Below are 17,215 nucleotides of genomic sequence, written 5' to 3' on the forward strand. Positions count from 1 at the left end.
ACTCAGCCCGTGTGATGCTCGTCCGGGCTGGTCTCTGTCCCGGCTAGTGCTGATCGTGTAAGACCTGCATCCCCGCCGGGGATCAGGCCACGTGAGCTAGGAATCCCCCTTAGCCGGGGGAGGTTTCAAGAGCTGTGACAGCACCGGTTGCCGGTGCTCAGTGACGGTACGCGGTTGTCGCGATCTCGATCAAGGATGGGATCAAAGGGTTGGTGTCACCCTCGTTCCACACCGCAACCACTCGGCTCGGCGGCATGTCGATCAGCGGCACCACGGCCAGCTGCGCCGGCAGGTCGTGTCCGAGCGGGGCCAGGCCGACCGTGCCGTTCCACAGCACGGCCTGCAGGCATTCCTGGACAGCGCGCACCACTGGGCCCTCGCGCGGCCTGCCACCGTTCCAGTACGACTGCCAGATGGGGTCAGTGCCCTGCGGGAACTGGAACCAGCGGCGGTCGCTCAGCTCGGCCAGCCGCAGCCCGTCGCGGCGGGCCAGCGGATCGTCGGCGCGCAGGACCACGCCGACCGGATCGGTCCGCAGCGCACGCACCGTCAGGGCCGTCTCGTCGAACGGCGCCCGGGTCAGCGCGACGTCGACCATTCCGGCGCGCAGCCCGCAGGTTGGGTCGGTCAGATCGGTGTCGCGGATGCGGATGTCGATGCCGGGGCGGCTTCGGCGGTAGGCGGCGGCCATCCTGGCCACTCCCGGGTCGGTGCCGTCGCCCAGGATGCCGATGGTGATGGTCGCGACGCCGGCCGCCGCGCTCACGCGTACCCGGACGCGGTCGGCATGGTCGAGCAGGGCCCGCGCCTCGTCGAGCAGCACCGAGCCCACCAAAGTGAGCGTGACCCCCGTAGGCGAGCGGACGAACAGCAGAGACCCGACATCGGCCTCCAGCTGCTTGATCGCCCGGCTCAGCGGCGGCTGACTCATGTGCAGTCGGGTGGCGGCCCGGCCGAAGTGGAGTTCCTCGGCGACCGCCACGAAGTAGCGCAAGGTCCGTAGCTCCACGCTGCAACGATACCCACGAGGTATCGGCGCCGCGGGATGGGTCTTGGACACCGGCAGTGCCGGGCGGTGCACTTGTGAGCATGACCGAAGAAGCGAAGAGCAGCGAGCCGCAGACCCACCCCGCTGTGTCGGTGGTGGGTCCCGGCGACGGCGAGATGATCGTTCTGGGCACCACACGCATGCGCATTCTGGAGGACGGCAGCCACACCGGGCACCGCCTCGCGATCGCCGAGTCCGTCCTCGCCCCGCACACCCAGGGACCGCCGCAGCACCGCCACGCCCGACACGACGAGGGCTTCTACATCCTCTCCGGCACCGTGCGGTTCACCGTCGGGGACGAGGACTACGACGCCGCCTCGGGCACGCTCGTGATGGTTGCGCCCGGAACCCCGCACACCTTCGCCAATCTGACCGACCAACCCGCCGTCATGCTCAGCACATTCACCCCCGACCTTTATGTGCAGTACTTCCGAGAACTCCAGGAGGTGCTCGCCGGCGGCCGGCCGCTGACGCAACAGGCCAACATCGACGCGATGAGCCGCTACGCGACCGAGCCCGCCTCCGAACTCGCTTGAAGCCGACGGCACAGCATGTGCCCGGCCACCCTCCCTCGGACCGGCAGGGCGGTGGCGCTGCCACCCTTCGCCATCGGCGGCGACCCGCGTGTCCGCGTCCCTCGGACGACGGACCGGGCCTTCACGAGGGCTCTTCTGGCAAGCGACGCAATCGACGGGGCCCCATGTACCGGTGGCCCATGAACGGGAACGATGAACATCGCCTATTGGATCGTCGCGGGACTGCTCGCGCTCTTCTACTTCTACGCAGGCACGCTGAAGGTGCTCCGCAGCCGCGATCAACTCCGGCCGATGATGGCCTGGGTCGACCGCATACCCTTGCCTGCCCTCAGGGCGCTGGGGACGGTCGAAATACTCGGCGCGACCGGCCTGATCCTGCCGAAGCTGACCGGCATCGCTCCCTCGTTGGCGACGGCCGCGGCCATCGGCTTCGTACTCCTACAGACCGGCGCGATCGCCGTTCACCTGATGGGCGAAGACCGCCGGATCGCGCTCAACGCCGGACTCACCGTTGCCGCGGCCGTGACCATCTGGCTGGCCACCCGGCTGTGATCGAGCACAGCCCTCGACCGGTGGATGCGACTACAGGGCCGACCGCCCCACGGCCGCTGTCATGGTTCCCGTGAACAAAGCCATCCCGATACACATCCGGCAACACCCCCGTCACCAGGCCCTCCCGCCACCGCGGCACCATCGTCACCCCGACCCCATGTGGCACAGGCGCCTCTTCGGGCTCCGGCGTCTGCTCCGCCGGCACATCCGGCGCAGCCTCGCTCTCCGCGGCCGACAACTCCGTCAGCACCTGGGTGACGGTCTCCCTCGTGATCTCCAACCGCGACAGATCCCCTTGGGCCTGATCCAGCCGAACGGCCAACTCCGCTGTCTCGGCCTTGAGTTCCTGAACCCGTACTCGCGCCGCGACCTCCCGCGCCTGAAGCTCTTCCGGCAACGGCACCATGGCGTCTCACCTCCACCCCGCCACGGTAGAAGTACGGCGGCACCGACCACACGTCAATCAGTGTCTTCCCAGCTCAGTCATCCCCTGAAGGAACCACACCCAAGCGGGTTTCGGTATGAATCGGCCATGAGGTCCCACAGGGTCTGTACCTTCGTCAGCACTCGCCTCCGGAAGCGAGCGGCATTGCATCCTTGTGTCTACCTCATGGCGGCTGTCGTGCAACTACGCTTTCAGTGTCTGATGGGGCGCGGCTGACAAAGGGTGGGGCTTTGGAGGTTTCCAAGGGGACTGTGATCGCTGGACGCTACCGGCTGGCCGAGCGTCTGGGTGGCGGTGGCATGGGTGAGGTGTGGAAGGCCAGGGATCAGCGGCTGAGGGTTGATGTCGCGGCCAAGCGCCTGATCCTGGGCCCGTATGCCACCACTGAGGAGCGCCGGACCGCCCTGGCCTACGCGGTGAAGGAGTCCCGTCATGCCGCTGCCCTGCGGGCCCATCCCAACGTCGTCGCCGTCCACGACGTGGTCGAGGACGACGACGGGATCCCGTGGACGGTGATGGACCTGGTCACCGGGCGGTCCCTGGCACAGGCCGTCGCTGCGGGCGAGCGCTTCGAACCTGACCACGCCGCGCGGATCGGCCTACAGGTCCTCGGTGCTCTGGCTGCGGCGCACGCGATCGGGATCACACACCGGGACGTGAAGCCCGGGAACATCATGTTGGCCAACGACGGCAGCATCCTGCTGGTCGACTTCGGGATCGCCAAGCACCACGCGGACACCAGGATCACCAGGACGGGTTTGGCGGTCGGCACGGTGGAGTACATGGCTCCCGAACGGTTCGACGGCGATGACGGGCCGACCGGGGACCTGTGGGCTCTGGGCGTGACCCTGTACGAGGCCGTCGGCGGCCTGTCACCGTTTCGCCGTGACTCGCTGATGGCCACGATCCAAGCGATCAGTAGGGACGATCTGCCCCCGCCGGCATCGGCTGGTTGGATGGCCGAGCCCATCATGCGCCTGCTGGACAAAGATCCTCACGCCCGCCCCACCACCGCGCAGGCGAAGGCCCTGCTGGAAGACAGCCAAGATTCAGGCACCGCGGCCCCGGCACCCGAACCACCTGCGCCCCGGCCGCCGCTCTCCACCGCGCAGGGTGAACTGTTTGAGCGCGCCATCCAGATCGCCGAATCCATCCGGGACCCGGATGAAAGAGACAGTGCGCTGTACAGCGTGGGCATCTCCGCTCCATCGCTCCGCGACGAGATCATGCCTCGTCTGTCCGCGGAGAACCGCCTTGGGCTGCAGTTGGAACTGGCCCTTGAGGAGGCCGACGCCGTCTTGGCCCGACGTCTACTCGACCAAGCCGGAGCGCTCATCGCGCTGATCCCCAGCCCCGAAGAGCAGGCAGCGAGCCATCAGCAGCACATCATGGATATGAGCAGAGCGGCTGGGCTGCTGTCCAAAGCCGACCTTGCTGGGGCCCGTCAGCTGATGGAGCAGGTCGAGTCCGCCGCCCACGCCCTGCCCCCCAACCCCGACTACACATGGGTCCTGCCTGAACAACTGGTGGAGATCGCCAAGCAGGGCCGCGACGCGGATCCGCACGCCTCCCGGCGCCTGATCAACCTCGCCGAGCACCGCGCACTTGGCCTCGACGAACAGGAGGACAGGGACTGGGCACTGCTCATGGTCAGCGCGGGGGTGGCGCCAGTCGACCCCGACCGGGCCGAACGCCTCATCGGCATGATCACCGTACGGTCCACACAGGTCTTCGCATGGCAGCAATCCATCGAGGCAGCAGTCTCGGCCGGCTGCGGACATGTGCCGGACTTGATCGACGCGGCCGAGCTGGCCCTTGTCGGACTGGCGCGGGCGGCTATGCCAACCTCTGCCATACCACCGGTACCCGTGCCAACCGTTGCAGCACCGGCAGAGACTGAGGAGCGCGCCTCCGGTTGGTGGCGGCGCCTGCGCAGAACCCGCCAACCCGATCCGGCGGATGCCGCCATCGAAGAACTCATCGAAGAACTCGAGGCAGAGGAGGAAGAGGACAGCACCGGCGATCTCGCGGAGATCGCGGTCGCCGCAGCCGCAGCCGACAGCTCCCGGGCCGAGCGCCTCGCGTCGAGGATCACCACTCACGCCGCTCGGGCCAAAGCTCTGACCGGCATGGCGGGCCAGGTGGCCGCCTCCGACCCCGCCCAGGCACGGCAGTGGCTCGCAGCGGCCCACGAGGCAGCGCTTGGGATCCCGAAGGGCCCCTACAGCGGACGCCCTGAAGCCTTGGGAGCGGTCGCCGCAGAGGCTGCGGACCTCGACCACGACCTGGCCACTCGGATCACCCAACACCTCGTCTCCAGCCTCGGGAAGCACGTAGAGGTGTGGACGCTGGTCATCGCCGCTGAGTGCGTCGCCGCCGTCGATCCCGCCCAGGCCGTGCTGCTCGTCGACCGAGCTGAGTCGCGCACCGAGCCGCTCGATGCGGGGCCACGGCGGCACCTCGCCTTGGCCTTGGTCACCGCCGCCGTGGCGCTGGCCGACACGGATCTGCAGTACGCGAAGAGCTTGGTACGGCGGGCCTGGCAGGCAGTTCACCGACCACCCGAAGTCGAGGAGTACGTCGAACTAACGTGGTGGCCTCTCCGAGCCCTGGCTGTCAGAGATCTGCACACCGCCGAGCAACTCATCGACCAGTTGCCCAGCTCCGACCAAGAGCCGCTGCTGACCGACGTTGTCTCAGAGCTTATCGAGTCCGATCCACGCCGCGCCGAGCGGGCAGCCCAGCGAATCACCGATGACACCACTCGCAAGCAGGCCCTGGTCCAGGCCGTACTCGCCATCGCCACAAACGCGCAAGGGCGTAGTTCCGTTGAAGAGAAACCTTGACCTACACCTACCTACGGTCGGCTCCATCGGTAGGTGACTCTCCTCGGCCGCCGCGGCGGGCGGCTGCCATCCGGCATGCCGTCGGCGATCATCGCGTTTCAGCAGCCGCTTCCCGCCTGCTGAAACGCCGGGGCGCTGCCACCGGGCCCAGCCACCGGACCTGGCAGAGCGCCTGGCCGGCTCTTCCCTTCAGAGGAGCTGCACCCATTTCGGTTGCATTGCTGGGAGGCCGGCGCGTGTTGGTGAACGAGGTCCGGTGGGCGGAGGCGTGGCCGCCACCGGCAGGGGTTGGTGTCCGTCAGGTGTACGGGATCGTCTTCGACTCCGTCAGCGGATCGGTGGTCGTGCAGGACGACAACGGCCGGTACAACTTGCCGGGAGGCACGCCCGAGCCTGAGGACAACGCGGACTTGGTGGCGACGCTGCGCCGGGAGGTCCACGAGGAGAGCCAGCTCGTCCTCGCGGACTGGGCGCCGGTGGGATATCAGCTCGTGAGCGAGGACGGACGGGCCCCGTACGTCCAGGTCCGCTACGCGGCGCTGTTGGAGAAGGCGTACCCGATCGCGCCGGACCCGTCCACGGGGCCGGGCCTATGGGCGGGTGCTGGTGTCACCGGTGGACGCGGCCGGCCTGTTGGGCTGGGGCGAGCGCGGCGCGGCCCAGCTTGCGGCCGCCGCCCGCATTGCCGCTGAGCGGTGGGGCATGGCCATCGCCGCGGCGGGCAGTCCGATCTGGCGCCGCCGTGGGCTTCGACGGCGTCCGGGCCCGGGCGCCGTCGAAGCCGATCAGGCAGGGATCACATCGTGGCGCCCGCCATCGCGCGGCACATCTCCGCGCTGCGGCGACACGCCTCGGCACAGCGCATCATCTGCTGATCGTCCGGCATGGACATACACGCCTCGGCGCACATGTCGCACGCCTTGGCGCACATCGCGCACATCTCGAGCGACATCGGCGAGCGGCGCATCATCATGTCCGCGCACATGCGGGTCATCTCGGAGCAGTCAATGAGCGCGCGCATGATCTGCATCTGGGGCTGGCCGCCCATCTGCATGCAGGAGCTCATGGTCTCCTCGCAGACGCTGTGGCACGACATGCATGCTGCGACGCAGTCCTGCATCTCCTTGCTCATCGCGGTCATCGATCCGGTCTGGGTCATGGCTCCTCCTGGGGGTGAGGGGGCCCGGGGCGGACCCCTTACCCCTGTGTTACGCCTGCCCGTGCCCTCCCGCCATGGAGCGGATGGAATGATTTCGCAACCTTTGCCTCGAAAGCACACGATCCCCGGCATTTCACCAGGGGGCACGTCGCGGGTCCATCGGAGTTGTCGACCCACGGCTTCCGGCCACGCCCCCGAAGTGAGCGCCGTCGACGATCTCCTCGTCCGCAGCCTCGGGGGCACCAGCGCGCCCGAAGAGGCGGACAAGGTCGACACCCTTCAGCACCATAGGCACGTCGGAGGGCCACCGCCCGATGCTCCCGTCCACCCGCTCGTAGAGCGCATCGACGTAGAGGACGGGGCGGTCAGCGGTGTTGCGCACATGGATGCGGATGAAGCTGCGTTCGTCGTTGGCGTCCCGCTCCGCCCCGGTGACTACCTTCAGGGCTTCGTTCAGCTCCTGCTTCTTCCTGTCCCGCAGAAGGATGTGGAAGCCCATGAGGAGGGGAGCCACCTGTCAGGAGCGCACTCATCCACGCGGGGACAGTGCCCCATTCCAATCCGTTCACGACCGTGTCTTGCGTCATCTACAGCTGGCAGTAAGCCAGGCCGTCCCCTGCCCTTGGGGTCGGGGGCATTTGTCACGCCCGAGGGCTGTCGCCTTCGGGGCGGGGTGATGATGAAGACGCCCTTTCCCTTGTACGCCCTGGACGAGTCCTTCGTTAGTGCCTGGTTCTGATGCGGCCATGCCGTGACGGTATTGGCGGATCCTGGGTTCGTTGCGCGCGCCCGTCCGTCGTGCTTGGCTCGCCCGATGAACTTTCTGTTGACGGCGAGTGGCCTGCGCAACGAGACGCTGCGGTATGCGCTGCGGGACATGCTGGGAAAGCCGTTCGGGTCGGCGAACGTGGTGTTCGTTCCCACGGCGTCCGTTGCCGAGCCCGGGGACCACGGGTGGGTCGTCACGGACATGATCCGGCTGCACGGCCTCGGCTGGCGGGAGTTCGACATCCTGGAGCTGAACGGCCTGCCCCGGCAGATGGTGCTCGACCGGCTGCATAACGCCGACGTCATCTATGTCGAGGGCGGCAGTCACTACCACCTCGCGCGCAGCATCACGGGCAACGGCCTGGCCGACGGCTTCCTGGAGGCGCTGGAGAGCCGGGTCTATGTGGGGGTGAGCGCCGGATCAATGATCTTCAGTCGTAATCTCACCGGGCACTCCGCCGACGTGATCGGGGACACCTCGGACCTCCACGTGCTCGGCGCGACGACCGTGGAGCCGCCGTTCGGCCTCTTCGACTGGTATCTCAAGCCCCACCTGTACTCGCCGGATTTCCCCGAGCGGGACGACGCATGGGCTGATCGCATCGCTGCGCGGGCGGACTTCCCGATCTACTTCATCGACGACGAGACGGCCGTTCGCGTCAGGGACGGCAAGGTGGATGTCGTCTCTGAAGGCCGGTGGCGGTTCCATCCGTGACTCAACGCGTGGTGGAGAGTCTCGGACAGGGCAGTGCGGCGCCCAGGGGCCGCACTCATGCGGAGCTGCCGGGGTGAGCACCTGCGCCAGGCGGCTTGCGCGAGGTAGTACGGGCTGACGTCGCACGGTTCGGCAGGCCGGGTCGTGCGGCGGGTCAGTCGCCTCGTCATCAAGGTGACGGCCGCCCACGTGATCGACGATTCGCTCATCTCGGGGAGCCGTTCGTGGTCGCTTCCAGAGTTGACGGCGGGGATGATGCTGTCGTTGTTGCCGTTAACGAGAAGGGTGGGCTGCTTGAGGTCGGCCAGGTAGCCATAGGTGTCGTCCTTGCGCGCGCCCCAGGTGCCGAGCGCTGCCGCCTGGGCCTGTAGGGCCTCCGCGGCGACGGGCGCGTCGCGGTCGGAACGGGCCGTGATCCGTTCGCCGTAGGCGCGGCCGCGAGGCGCGCGAGTTCTCTTGGATGTCGCGCTCTCCGCTGCTGGCGCCACCGTTGCCGGCGGCCCTGCAAGACCGCCATTGCCGACCGGCGTGGGTGAACGGTTCACTCACGACCGGGCCAACCGGGCGCGGAGCGAACCTCCGCGCCTGAACAGGTCAGTTGACGGTGTGACCGCCGTCGACGTTGAGGACATGGCCGGTGATGTATGAAGCTTCGTCCGATGCGATGAAGGCGATTGCATCGGCTAGCTCCTCCGGGAGGCCGAGGCGACCCAGCGGAACTTCCGATACCAGAGCCGCCTTGTTCTCCGGCGTGCCGGTAAAACGGGTCAGCATGCCAGTATCTGTGGGGCCAGGCGCCACGCCGTTTACGCGTATTCCCGACTTGGCGACCTCCAGCGCCACCGACTTGGTGATGCCCTCGACGGCATGCTTGCTGCCGACATAGAGGGAGGCCCCGGCCGCACCCTCATGCCCGTAGGTCGAGGAGATGTTGATGATGCTGCCGCTGCCCTGTCCCTGCATCGTTGGGGAGATCAAGCGGACAGCTACACCGACTCAATGCCGGGGCCGACCGGCCTGATCCGCCGGACAGGCCCTAACCTTCGCTGCGTGTGCCGGGTGGGTCCTGGGGGTCCACCCCGCTCGACGCGGAGGCGTCCTTGGTTCCGCTGGGACGCTGTGAGCGGCCTCTGCGACCGGTGTCGTGCATACCCTTTTCGTCTGAGCCTTTGCTCTGCTGTTCGCCGCGGCGGCCGGTGCTCTTGGCGGTGTCGCCGGGGACGCTTTTCGATTCTTCCTTGGAGACTTTCCTGCCGGGCCCCTTCGCGGGGGCGTGTTCCTTCGGGTGGAAGGAGCGGTGGGCGCTCGGATTCTCTTGTTGACGAGTCTCGTCCACATCCGGCGACCAGCCGTGCTGAGTGCCCTTGTGCCGACTCGGTCCCTCTCCGTGTGAGGGCTCGGACGGCTTCGGCTGCTTGGGCATGACCTCTACCTGCCTGTCCTGTCGGGGGTGCCTACACACGCCTTGCCGGTGGTGTCCAATTCTCCCATCCACGGCCGGAGCGGTCATGTCGGGCACGCAGACGTCGCTGAGAGGTGCCCAAGGGAGAGACCGTCTCGCTGACCGACGGTAGCGGCAGCCGCTCTGCCTGCCCCCGGAGGTATTCACCGTGAGCAGACCGCTGCTGCCGGCCAAATGGGCTCCGATCGCCGCCGCATGCATCGGCTCCCATGACAACTGCGGCGGCCCTGGACTCGGCACGTGGGGTGCGCCCCGTCAGGCCTTGAGCGGGCGGCTCACCCGAAGGGGTCACCACGAATTGAAGCAGCAACGCGTGGCCTTCAGCCGGGCTCTGCCGGCCCGCTTTCTCTCCGGGCCTGGAAGGTTCACAGTTGAGATAGCGCCATGCCTCACTGGAGGACACCATGATCATTCTCGGAGTGATTCTGCTGGTTGTCGGGTTCTTGACCGGCCTCTCGATCCTTTGGACCATCGGCATCATCGTGCTCGTCATCGGCGCCATTCTGTGGATTCTGGGCGCCATGGGCCACGCCGTCGCAGGACGACGCCACTACTGGTAGCCAGGGATCCAGGCCCGCGGATGGGAGGGCCACCCATCCGCGGGCCTTCGCTGCACCCGATGACCGCGCTCTACTCGGCGCGGCGCGCCTTGTGCTTGCCAACGTCCAGTTGTGCCCGGGTGGGCAGGTGGGTCAACCAACCCGGTGCAGTCGCGCGCATGCGCCACGGGGCCGTGGCACAGCGCCTGCAGGACGGGGGCGGGCGTGCCGTGATCCGTCAGCGTGAGGGCCACCTGGAGGCAGGGGCGCGCCGCCCGTCCGGTGACATGGGCGCTCGCCTGCTCGACGCCGGGCAGGGCACGCGCTTCGGCGGTGACCGCATCGCTGAGGGCGCGGCCCCGCAGTTCGACGCTTTCTGGTGGAGGCGTGCCGCCCAGGTGCACTGAACCGGGGCGGCGGCGCAACTGCGCGAGCAGCCAGAGCAGGGCCAAGACGGCGGCCAGAACCAGGCCGGCGATGATGGCGGGCCACCACCACCAGCCCTGGTCGCTCCACGCGATGCGGTCGGCGTTGCTGAGCAGGACGTCGTGGGGCGTGGTGAGGGGCCAGCCGGCAGGCGCGGCCAGGTGAAGCCGGCGGTAGAGGTCGAGGCCTGTGGTGAGGATCAGCAGACCGCCGCCCAGCAGGACCAGGCCACTGAGGGCCATGAGGAGACGGTTGAGTGTGGATCGGCCGTTCATGGCGCGCTCCCGGGGCGTGGTCAACGGGTGTGGTGTCGTAGGCGGATCGTCAGCCGCGGGGTGTGCGCCACAGCGAGTTGACGGCACTGGTCCTGCAGGGCTTGGGTGAGGTCGTCGCGGACGGTGGCGGGGTCGCGGAAGTGGACGTCCGCGCGGGCCGTGACGCGGCGGCGTCCGACCCGGACCCGGGCACCGCTGATGCCGGGGACCCGCATCGCGGCGTCGCGCAACACCAAGGCGGCGCTCTTGCGGTCCAGCCAGGCCCCCATGTCGGGACAGCCATCGGGTGCTCGAAGCGGCAGCAGTCGGCGCAGGCCGGGGGTGAGGGCGAGGATGAGCAGCCACAGGCCGAGGATGACGGCGACGGCGGCCGCGATCAGCAGCCAAGGGTCGTCGACCGGGCGGGTGGCCAGCTCGTCGGCGAGGCGGATGCGCCATGCCCCGGCCCGATGTCCGGCGCGCACTGCGATCACGTCGTACAGCAGCACCCCGGCGGCACAGAGCGTCACCAGTGCGACCAGAGCGGCCGGGATGCGGCGTGCGGACCACAGGCGGGGCGACCTCGCCCCCCAGCCGTCATGCGGCAGCGGGCTCATCGCGGGAGCGCGGATGTCGGGCTGGCCTGTCCCAGCGGCCTCCTTGGCCGAGGGCGTCTGCTCATCGTGAGCAGGCGGGGCGGGCCCGGATGGGGGGGTCATGGTGGCCGCCCTTCGTCGTTGGTGTGAGGATCGGCAGGTCTGATGGCCGGCCTGTGCGGCAGCGCTGCGGCGGTGAGCGGGATCAGCGGACGCGAGCCGACCGGCCCGCGACGACCAGACGCCGCACGGTCAGCAGCACCTCGCTGATGTCCAGGCCGGTCAGCTGGGCCACCCGTTCGGCGACCTCACGCTGCAGTTGCCCGCAGGTGGCGGCTATGTCAGTGGGGTAGGGAAGGTCCACCGACAGCGCCAGTTGTGCCGTCCCGTCGTACGTGGTCGCGCGAGCGCCGGATGCGGTCAGCGCCGCGTGGGCAGGTGGCGGGCGGGTGAGCCGGTGCAGGGCTGTGCTCGCCACCCGTGAGGCGATGCGGGCCACGACCCGGTCGGGTATCACTGTCGCGCCCGCGCTCGACAGGCGGCAGGGGATTCTCGGCGTCGTACCCGCCGCGGGGGCTCTCACCTGATCCGGCGCTGCGGGTGGTGGTGCTCACTGTTGCCGCCGGGTGGACAGGTCCCGCTGCCGCCGGGTGAACACGTCCGCGTCGCCCTGCAGGACGAGACCGACGACCAAGCCCACCGCGCCAAGGGCCGCTACCAGGAGGAAGGCCCAGAAGCCGCCGAAGTAGCCGGCGAATCCCAGTGCCATTCCGGCTGTCAGACCCACTGTTGCTGTATTCATCACTCACTCACCTGTCCCTCGCCGGCGTTCGATCGGAGGGGAACTCCGCCCGCTGCCGGAAGTCATTGGACGCGGCCTTCGGCCGGTTCGGTGTCGTCTTCGTCGTCGGGCAGGTTCACGTCATCGATGACGAGGTTCACCTCGATGACCTCCAGGCCGGTCATGCGTTCCACGGCGGAGATGACGTTGACGCGGACCTCTGCTGCCACATCGACGATGGGGTAGCCGTACTCGACGACGACATCGATGTCGAGTGCGGCCTGGCGTTCGCCCACCTCGACCTTCACGCCGCGGCCGACGCCGCTGGTGTCTCCGCCGGGGACGCGTTCGCGCACGGCTCCAAACGCACGGGCCATGCCCGCGCCGAGGTTGTGGATACCGGGTACCTCGCGGGCGGCCGTGCCCGCGATCTTGGCCACGACGCCGTCGGCGATGGTGGTCTTGCCCCGCGTTTCGGGTGAGGTGCCAGCACCGGTCGGCCCCTTCAGCATGGTCGCCGTCCCGGGAGAGCCGTCCTGTCCGGTGGAGGAACGGTCGGTGGTGTCCGTCATAGCAGTCGCCTCGATCAGTCGCTGCGGGCACGGGCACGATGCCCGTCAAGGATGGGACACACCCGACAGGCAAATCGTCACACATGTCCACGAACTGGCATCACCTCCCTCAGGCCGGGCACAACACCGCAGGGAGGAGGTGCGGTCATGACGCACAGCGCCGGCCCTTCTCCGCGCCGAGCGGCCTGGCCCGGCCCACCCCCGGACCCCCCTGTCCCGGGCACGGCCGACGGGCTGCTCACCGCGCCGGACGACCTGCTGGCGACACGCGCCGGTGAAGGCGACGAGGAGGCCTTCGCCATCCTGGTGCGGCGCCACAGCCGTCCCCTGCTCGCCCTGGCCTCCCACACGCTGGGCAACGTTCAAGACGCCGAGGACGCCGTGCAGGACGCATTCATCAGCGCCTGGAGGAGCCTTCCCGAATTCCGCCACGCCTCGGCGTTCAGCACCTGGATGTACCGCATCACCGTCAACCGCTGCCTGAACTCCCTGCGCCGCCGGCCGGCACCGGTACCGTTGAACTCGGTGGCCGAACCCGCCGCCCCCGGTACGCGCAGCTCGCCCGCACGGGCTGCCGAACAGGACGCCCTCACCGAAGCCCTGGTCAACGCGCTCGGCGCGCTGGAACCGCAGCAGCGGGTCTGCTGGATCCTGCGGGAACTGCACGGACTGCCCTACGAACAGATCGCCCACGTGACCGGCACCACCGATCAGACGGTCCGCGGGAGACTGTACCGAGCACGCCGATCCCTGAAGGAGGCACTGGGCCCATGGCGCTAGAGGACCATTCCCCCCAGCCTCCTGAGCTCGGACGCCAACCGCGCTCGCCAGACGGCTCACCTCTCGACGAGGTCCGCCGTCACACCGGAGACGAAGTGCTCACCTGCGGGCGCGCCCTTAGTCACGCCTGGGAACAGGCCCGGGACACCGGTCCGCCCGCTGACCCCCACCTCGCCGACTGCCCCTACTGTCGCGACGCCGTCGAAGGACTGGCCGCACTGGACACAGCTACGCAGGCCCTGCGGGAACAGAAGAAACCCAGCACCCAGAACCTCATCGCCCGCGTCATGGACAGCGTCCGGGACGAGGTACGACTGGGGTCGATGCTGCCCCTGAACGACCCCACGCGCACCTTGCAGATCGCCGAACACGCCGCGGCCACCGTGCTACGGCGCGCAGCAGACGCGATACCAGGCGTCATCGCCGCCAGCTGCCGCCTCACCCGAGCCGACCAGGGCACCGGCGTAAGTGTGAGCATCACCCTGGCTGTCGGCGTCGAGCGCCCCCTGCCCGAGACGGCCGACCTGGTGCGCCGCTCGGTAGTAGATGCCGCCGAACATGCCCTGGGCCTGGGAGTGACAGCAGTGGACGTCACGGTCATCGACGTGCACCATGCGCCCGTATCGCCGAACCGCGCAGACACCACCCGCAGTGGACCGGGCGGCACCCCATGACCGCATGTCACCCTGCCGACATTCGCCAGACCGCCGCTGAGGCCGCCCTCGCGGTCAGCGGGGTCCTCGCTCTGCAGCCCACCCTCGCCAGCCGTCTCGCCCGAGCCGCCTCACGCGCAACTGCAGGCGCGGCAGCCAGCAGGTTCGCCTCGCCGCTGTCGGGCATCCATGTCGTCCATGACCCGGACGGCTCCGGCTGGCAAGTGGAGGTGCGCTGCGTCCTGGCCGAGGGACACCGAGCCATAGACGTCGCCCGCACCGTCCACGACCGGACCCGCGCGTCCCTCACCCCCCTGGTCACGACGCACGGCACGGCGGACACCGTCACTATTACCGTCACGATCACCCGCATCACACAGACAAAACCAAAGGTCGCCTGGCGGCCGCTGAAATCAAAGAAGTGAGCGATGATCCGGTCAGGGTAGCCATGAAAGTGCGAACCAGGGCTTGACACCTCCATTCCGCCGAAGCTGCGCCCGAGGGCCTTCCCCTGTTCTGAGTGAAGAGGGCCGGCGCAGGCCCTAGCCCTACAATCAGCGCATGGCTCAGCGAGAAGTAATCACTTATACGGACGACCTCACAGGTGAAGAAGCCGAAGAGATCGGTACCCACACCATCCTCATCGACGGGGCTGGGGTCGAGATTGACATCTCCACGGAGAACCACGATCGCTTGCTAGAAGTTCTGCACCCCTACTTGAGCGCCGAGGGGGCCCGTCGAGTACGTGGCAGCGTCACCGCTGCCGGCACGAGGGGTAAGCGTCGAGCCGTAGGATCCGCCCACTCGAACACGGCCCAGATTCGGGCTTGGGCCAAGGAAAACGGCCTTGAGGTGAATGACCGGGGTCGAGTTCCCGCCTCCGTTAAGGAAGCATACGAAAAGGCCAATGATTAATTTCTGATATTGGCGATCGAGCTCACCGGCCTCACGCAGTCCCACCTCGACATCTGGCTTACCCAGGCCAAGGCCTCCCAACGGCGCGCGAATGCAGCCTTCATCGGGTGGACGAACAAGCGCAGCCTGACGCAGAACCTCGAGTATCCCGGGCATGATGACCATGTCGGTGCTCTTCCTCGACGAGGAGGAGCACGAGGACCAGCTCCGTCGATGCGACGGATACCTCACTGCAGGGGTCGGGGTCGCGGCGTACTGAGGGGCCCCGTCATCGAGGCGGATCTGGTTCTGGTCGGCGCCGGGTCGCTTCCCAACGTTGAACTCGCCCAGGAGGCCGGCCTGCGGATAGACCGAGGCGTCCTCACCGACGAGCATTCGCGCACCAGCGCCCCAGACGTGTACGCCGCGGGCGGTGTGGCGGCGGCGTTCCACCCGCACTACAGCGAGCACATTCGGGTTGAGCACCACGATTCGGCCGTCCGCCACGGCGCTTCGGCGGCCAGGAACATGCTCGGGCTCGATGACCCCTTCCTTGAGACTCACTGGTTCTGGTCGGACCAGTACGACCACAGCATCCAGCAGGTGGGGCGTGCTCGACCCGATGACGAGGTGGTAGTGCGAGGGTCGCTCGACGATCTGTCCTTCTCGGCCTTCTCTCTCCGGGACGGCCGCATCACCCGCGTCATATCCCTCAACAGACCCAAAGACGTTCTGGCCGTGCGACGCCTGCTCTTCACTGAGCACGCCGTGACCGCCGCGCAGTTGCGGGACGAAGCCACGCAGCTGAACCGGCTGGCGCCCCGGAAGTCGCCGCCCCGAGCGGAGGCATGATGTCGACTCTCACCCAGCTCTCCATCACCGAGCGGCAGGTCCGCGTCGACCCCGCCCGCGGCCGAGAGGCCCTCGCGAGAGTGATCGGCGCCGATCTCGTCAGTGCCGTGGCCACCCTCCGGCACGGGCCCGGTTTGACCTGTGAACCGCTCGCCCGGGTGCTGGACGCCGTCGCGAACGCACGTGAGGCAGGTCTGGACCCCGTGTCGCTGCGCGTGGCCACCGGCACCGTAGAACCGGGCGAAGACATCGTCCGCGTGAGGCGCAAGGCGCACGGTAAAGCGGACTGGATCACCAGCGTGACCAGCAACGTGTCGGTTGCTATCACCCCCGGCGGGCTCTACGACGTCGCCCGGGCAGAGGAGAGTGCTGCCGAGGCCGCGATGCCGGCACCGGCACCCGAGCGGCGCTCTGGGGACCCGGACCATTCGCTGGTGCCGGCACTACGCGAACGCCTGCTCGACGTAATCGACCCGGACCTCGGGATCAACGTGGTTGACCTGGGCTTCGTCCGGCGCGTGGCCGTCGACCACACAACGGCCGTGCTGACGATGACTCTGACCTCGGCGGCCTGCCCACTGACTGGCGTGATGGAGGACCAGATCCGCAAGGAGCTCCTTGAGGGCGCCGAGCCGCTCGTCCACGACTTTCGCATCGACTGGGAGTGGACCCCGGCGTGGACACCAGCAGAGATCTCCGCCGAGGGCCGCGAGCAGCTCCGTGCCATCGGCTTCACCATCTGAGAACGGAGAGCAGGACATGGGACACGTCATCATCGCGACCTGGAAGGCCAAGCCCGGCGAACGGGACAAGGTACTGAGGTTGCTCGAAGAGATGACCCCGGGAATCCGGCGTGAGCCGAAGATGGTGTACTTCCAGGCGCAGGTCAGTACCAGCGACCCCGACACGATCGTGCTCTATGAGCACTACACGGATTCGTCGGGCTATGAAGAGCACCGGGCCACGGAGGCGTTCCAGGCCCGCGTTCTCGGGGAGGCCCTTCCGCTGCTTGCGGAGCGTGAGGTGCAGACGTTCACCACCATCGGTGAGGACAGCTCGTCGTGACGGCTCCACCCTCCTTTGACGCGTCCCTCGTCGACGTTGACCCGGAGGTCTCCGGTGCCATCGGCCGTGAGCTTGGTCGCCAGCGCGACACTCTCGAACTCATCGCGTCGGAGAACTTCGCACCGGTCGCGGTTCTGGAGGCCCACGGATCGGTCCTGACCAACAAGTACGCCGAAGGGCTTCAGAACCCTCGGTGAACCTCCGTCAGCGCATCCCCGACAGGTGCGTGGAGGGTTGTCGACCCGGCTCGGCTCAGGTCGCGGACCGCCCAG

The 17,215-nt window shown here is 68.2% G+C and carries 23 protein-coding genes and 2 pseudogenes; 15 read left to right on the plus strand and 10 right to left on the minus strand.

Features of this window, described 5'->3' with window-relative positions; all coding sequences use genetic code 11:
• Nucleotides 1-157 precede the first annotated feature (157 nt).
• The gene (locus ACWFR4_RS45435) at nucleotides 158-1,009 is read right to left on the minus strand and encodes a LysR substrate-binding domain-containing protein (protein ID WP_453657462.1); all 852 of its coding nucleotides are present in this window, start codon (nucleotides 1,007-1,009) and stop codon (nucleotides 158-160) included.
• Between the two features lie 80 nt (nucleotides 1,010-1,089).
• On the opposite strand from ACWFR4_RS45435, the gene ACWFR4_RS45440 reads away from it, so the two are divergent.
• From ACWFR4_RS45440 to ACWFR4_RS45455, 4 genes are all read left to right on the plus strand, one after another.
• The gene (locus ACWFR4_RS45440; protein WP_453470074.1) at nucleotides 1,090-1,584 is read left to right on the plus strand and encodes a cupin domain-containing protein; all 495 of its coding nucleotides are present in this window, start codon (nucleotides 1,090-1,092) and stop codon (nucleotides 1,582-1,584) included.
• A 192-nt stretch (nucleotides 1,585-1,776) separates the two neighbouring features.
• A complete protein-coding gene (locus tag ACWFR4_RS45445) occupies nucleotides 1,777-2,136 on the plus strand; it encodes a DoxX family protein (protein WP_453657464.1) in 360 nt (119 codons plus the stop codon).
• A 675-nt stretch (nucleotides 2,137-2,811) separates the two neighbouring features.
• On the plus strand, nucleotides 2,812-5,427 hold the full coding sequence (locus tag ACWFR4_RS45450; protein WP_453657466.1) for a serine/threonine-protein kinase: 2,616 nt from the start codon (nucleotides 2,812-2,814) through the stop codon (nucleotides 5,425-5,427).
• Nucleotides 5,428-5,663: 236 nt separating this feature from the next.
• On the plus strand, nucleotides 5,664-6,119 hold the full coding sequence (locus ACWFR4_RS45455; protein WP_453657468.1) for an NUDIX domain-containing protein: 456 nt from the start codon (nucleotides 5,664-5,666) through the stop codon (nucleotides 6,117-6,119).
• 104 nt (nucleotides 6,120-6,223) lie between these two features.
• On the opposite strand, the gene ACWFR4_RS45460 is transcribed toward ACWFR4_RS45455, so the two are convergent.
• Both ACWFR4_RS45460 and ACWFR4_RS45465 read right to left on the minus strand, forming a co-directional pair.
• Nucleotides 6,224-6,586, minus strand: coding sequence for a four-helix bundle copper-binding protein (locus ACWFR4_RS45460; protein ID WP_453657470.1), 363 nt, complete (start codon nucleotides 6,584-6,586; stop codon nucleotides 6,224-6,226).
• A gap of 133 nt (nucleotides 6,587-6,719) precedes the next feature.
• On the minus strand, nucleotides 6,720-7,085 hold the full coding sequence (locus ACWFR4_RS45465; protein WP_453657472.1) for a hypothetical protein: 366 nt from the start codon (nucleotides 7,083-7,085) through the stop codon (nucleotides 6,720-6,722).
• Nucleotides 7,086-7,400: 315 nt separating this feature from the next.
• On the opposite strand from ACWFR4_RS45465, the gene ACWFR4_RS45470 reads away from it, so the two are divergent.
• The gene (locus ACWFR4_RS45470) at nucleotides 7,401-8,069 is read left to right on the plus strand and encodes a Type 1 glutamine amidotransferase-like domain-containing protein (RefSeq protein WP_453657498.1); all 669 of its coding nucleotides are present in this window, start codon (nucleotides 7,401-7,403) and stop codon (nucleotides 8,067-8,069) included.
• 594 nt (nucleotides 8,070-8,663) lie between these two features.
• Here ACWFR4_RS45470 and ACWFR4_RS45475 read toward each other — a convergent pair.
• Together ACWFR4_RS45475 and ACWFR4_RS45480 are read right to left on the minus strand one after the other, a co-directional pair.
• Complete coding sequence (locus ACWFR4_RS45475) at nucleotides 8,664-9,047, minus strand: SDR family NAD(P)-dependent oxidoreductase (protein WP_453657474.1); 384 nt, start codon at nucleotides 9,045-9,047, stop codon at nucleotides 8,664-8,666.
• 58 nt (nucleotides 9,048-9,105) lie between these two features.
• Nucleotides 9,106-9,492 carry a hypothetical protein gene (locus ACWFR4_RS45480; RefSeq protein WP_453657476.1) on the minus strand — a complete coding sequence of 129 codons (387 nt, stop codon included), beginning with the start codon at nucleotides 9,490-9,492 and terminating at the stop codon, nucleotides 9,106-9,108.
• Between the two features lie 443 nt (nucleotides 9,493-9,935).
• On the opposite strand from ACWFR4_RS45480, the gene ACWFR4_RS45485 reads away from it, so the two are divergent.
• A complete protein-coding gene (locus ACWFR4_RS45485) occupies nucleotides 9,936-10,091 on the plus strand; it encodes a DUF6131 family protein (protein ID WP_199841846.1) in 156 nt (51 codons plus the stop codon).
• Here ACWFR4_RS45485 and ACWFR4_RS45490 read toward each other — a convergent pair.
• The 5 genes from ACWFR4_RS45490 to ACWFR4_RS45510 form a co-directional block, all read right to left on the minus strand.
• Nucleotides 10,082-10,771, minus strand: coding sequence for an alkaline shock response membrane anchor protein AmaP (locus ACWFR4_RS45490; protein ID WP_453657478.1), 690 nt, complete (start codon nucleotides 10,769-10,771; stop codon nucleotides 10,082-10,084). The two genes, ACWFR4_RS45485 and ACWFR4_RS45490, sit on opposite strands and share 10 nt — an antisense overlap.
• A gap of 20 nt (nucleotides 10,772-10,791) precedes the next feature.
• Nucleotides 10,792-11,469 carry a DUF6286 domain-containing protein gene (locus ACWFR4_RS45495; RefSeq protein ID WP_453657480.1) on the minus strand — a complete coding sequence of 226 codons (678 nt, stop codon included), beginning with the start codon at nucleotides 11,467-11,469 and terminating at the stop codon, nucleotides 10,792-10,794.
• 82 nt (nucleotides 11,470-11,551) lie between these two features.
• A complete protein-coding gene (locus tag ACWFR4_RS45500; protein WP_453657482.1) occupies nucleotides 11,552-11,845 on the minus strand; it encodes an Asp23/Gls24 family envelope stress response protein in 294 nt (97 codons plus the stop codon).
• 111 nt (nucleotides 11,846-11,956) lie between these two features.
• The gene (locus ACWFR4_RS45505) at nucleotides 11,957-12,148 is read right to left on the minus strand and encodes a hypothetical protein (RefSeq protein ID WP_327579955.1); all 192 of its coding nucleotides are present in this window, start codon (nucleotides 12,146-12,148) and stop codon (nucleotides 11,957-11,959) included.
• Between the two features lie 62 nt (nucleotides 12,149-12,210).
• Nucleotides 12,211-12,699, minus strand: coding sequence for an Asp23/Gls24 family envelope stress response protein (locus ACWFR4_RS45510; RefSeq protein ID WP_453657484.1), 489 nt, complete (start codon nucleotides 12,697-12,699; stop codon nucleotides 12,211-12,213).
• 147 nt (nucleotides 12,700-12,846) lie between these two features.
• Between ACWFR4_RS45510 and ACWFR4_RS45515 the strand changes: the two genes are divergently transcribed.
• The 9 genes and pseudogenes from ACWFR4_RS45515 to ACWFR4_RS45555 form a co-directional block, all read left to right on the plus strand.
• The gene (locus tag ACWFR4_RS45515) at nucleotides 12,847-13,479 is read left to right on the plus strand and encodes an RNA polymerase sigma factor (protein WP_453657486.1); all 633 of its coding nucleotides are present in this window, start codon (nucleotides 12,847-12,849) and stop codon (nucleotides 13,477-13,479) included.
• Nucleotides 13,470-14,153 (plus strand): Asp23/Gls24 family envelope stress response protein, encoded by a 684-nt coding sequence (locus tag ACWFR4_RS45520; protein WP_453657488.1) that lies wholly within the window; start codon nucleotides 13,470-13,472, stop codon nucleotides 14,151-14,153. The genes ACWFR4_RS45515 and ACWFR4_RS45520 overlap by 10 nt, the downstream gene beginning before the upstream one ends.
• Nucleotides 14,150-14,557 (plus strand): hypothetical protein, encoded by a 408-nt coding sequence (locus tag ACWFR4_RS45525; RefSeq protein ID WP_453657490.1) that lies wholly within the window; start codon nucleotides 14,150-14,152, stop codon nucleotides 14,555-14,557. The genes ACWFR4_RS45520 and ACWFR4_RS45525 overlap by 4 nt, the downstream gene beginning before the upstream one ends.
• 136 nt (nucleotides 14,558-14,693) lie before the next feature.
• Complete coding sequence (locus ACWFR4_RS45530) at nucleotides 14,694-15,047, plus strand: histone-like nucleoid-structuring protein Lsr2 (protein ID WP_453657492.1); 354 nt, start codon at nucleotides 14,694-14,696, stop codon at nucleotides 15,045-15,047.
• A gap of 9 nt (nucleotides 15,048-15,056) precedes the next feature.
• Nucleotides 15,057-15,878, plus strand: coding sequence for an oxidoreductase C-terminal domain-containing protein (locus ACWFR4_RS45535; protein WP_453657494.1), 822 nt, complete (start codon nucleotides 15,057-15,059; stop codon nucleotides 15,876-15,878).
• Nucleotides 15,878-16,189: pseudogene (locus tag ACWFR4_RS45540) on the plus strand (uL22 family ribosomal protein); the annotation flags it as partial. The gene ACWFR4_RS45535 and the pseudogene ACWFR4_RS45540, both read left to right, overlap by 1 nt.
• A 72-nt stretch (nucleotides 16,190-16,261) precedes the next feature.
• Entirely contained in the window at nucleotides 16,262-16,621 is a 360-nt protein-coding gene (locus ACWFR4_RS45545) for a metal-sulfur cluster assembly factor (RefSeq protein ID WP_383084022.1), read from the plus strand.
• A gap of 16 nt (nucleotides 16,622-16,637) precedes the next feature.
• The gene (locus ACWFR4_RS45550) at nucleotides 16,638-16,943 is read left to right on the plus strand and encodes a putative quinol monooxygenase (RefSeq protein ID WP_453657496.1); all 306 of its coding nucleotides are present in this window, start codon (nucleotides 16,638-16,640) and stop codon (nucleotides 16,941-16,943) included.
• Nucleotides 16,940-17,137 (plus strand): annotated as a pseudogene (locus ACWFR4_RS45555) (serine hydroxymethyltransferase); the annotation flags it as partial. The gene ACWFR4_RS45550 and the pseudogene ACWFR4_RS45555, both read left to right, overlap by 4 nt.
• Nucleotides 17,138-17,215 lie beyond the last annotated feature (78 nt).

It is taken from the genome of Streptomyces sp. NPDC055140, assembly GCF_053607285.1.

Excerpts from the sequence above, each read along its gene's own strand:
- ACWFR4_RS45530 (WP_453657492.1), top strand. The coding sequence starts at position 14,694 with ATGGCTCAGCGAGAAGTAATCACTTATACGGACGACCTCACAGGTGAA.
- ACWFR4_RS45480 (WP_453657476.1), bottom strand. The coding sequence starts at position 9,492 with ATGCCCAAGCAGCCGAAGCCGTCCGAGCCCTCACACGGAGAGGGACCG.
- ACWFR4_RS45505 (WP_327579955.1), bottom strand. The coding sequence starts at position 12,148 with ATGAATACAGCAACAGTGGGTCTGACAGCCGGAATGGCACTGGGATTC.
- ACWFR4_RS45470 (WP_453657498.1), top strand. The coding sequence starts at position 7,401 with ATGAACTTTCTGTTGACGGCGAGTGGCCTGCGCAACGAGACGCTGCGG.
- ACWFR4_RS45485 (WP_199841846.1), top strand. The coding sequence starts at position 9,936 with ATGATCATTCTCGGAGTGATTCTGCTGGTTGTCGGGTTCTTGACCGGC.
- ACWFR4_RS45510 (WP_453657484.1), bottom strand. The coding sequence starts at position 12,699 with ATGACGGACACCACCGACCGTTCCTCCACCGGACAGGACGGCTCTCCC.
- ACWFR4_RS45545 (WP_383084022.1), top strand. The coding sequence starts at position 16,262 with ATGCCGGCACCGGCACCCGAGCGGCGCTCTGGGGACCCGGACCATTCG.
- ACWFR4_RS45490 (WP_453657478.1), bottom strand. The coding sequence starts at position 10,771 with ATGAACGGCCGATCCACACTCAACCGTCTCCTCATGGCCCTCAGTGGC.
- ACWFR4_RS45515 (WP_453657486.1), top strand. The coding sequence starts at position 12,847 with ATGACGCACAGCGCCGGCCCTTCTCCGCGCCGAGCGGCCTGGCCCGGC.
- ACWFR4_RS45465 (WP_453657472.1), bottom strand. The coding sequence starts at position 7,085 with ATGGGCTTCCACATCCTTCTGCGGGACAGGAAGAAGCAGGAGCTGAAC.
- ACWFR4_RS45460 (WP_453657470.1), bottom strand. The coding sequence starts at position 6,586 with ATGACCCAGACCGGATCGATGACCGCGATGAGCAAGGAGATGCAGGAC.
- ACWFR4_RS45520 (WP_453657488.1), top strand. The coding sequence starts at position 13,470 with ATGGCGCTAGAGGACCATTCCCCCCAGCCTCCTGAGCTCGGACGCCAA.
- ACWFR4_RS45550 (WP_453657496.1), top strand. The coding sequence starts at position 16,638 with ATGGGACACGTCATCATCGCGACCTGGAAGGCCAAGCCCGGCGAACGG.
- ACWFR4_RS45445 (WP_453657464.1), top strand. The coding sequence starts at position 1,777 with ATGAACATCGCCTATTGGATCGTCGCGGGACTGCTCGCGCTCTTCTAC.
- ACWFR4_RS45525 (WP_453657490.1), top strand. The coding sequence starts at position 14,150 with ATGACCGCATGTCACCCTGCCGACATTCGCCAGACCGCCGCTGAGGCC.
- ACWFR4_RS45495 (WP_453657480.1), bottom strand. The coding sequence starts at position 11,469 with ATGACCCCCCCATCCGGGCCCGCCCCGCCTGCTCACGATGAGCAGACG.
- ACWFR4_RS45440 (WP_453470074.1), top strand. The coding sequence starts at position 1,090 with ATGACCGAAGAAGCGAAGAGCAGCGAGCCGCAGACCCACCCCGCTGTG.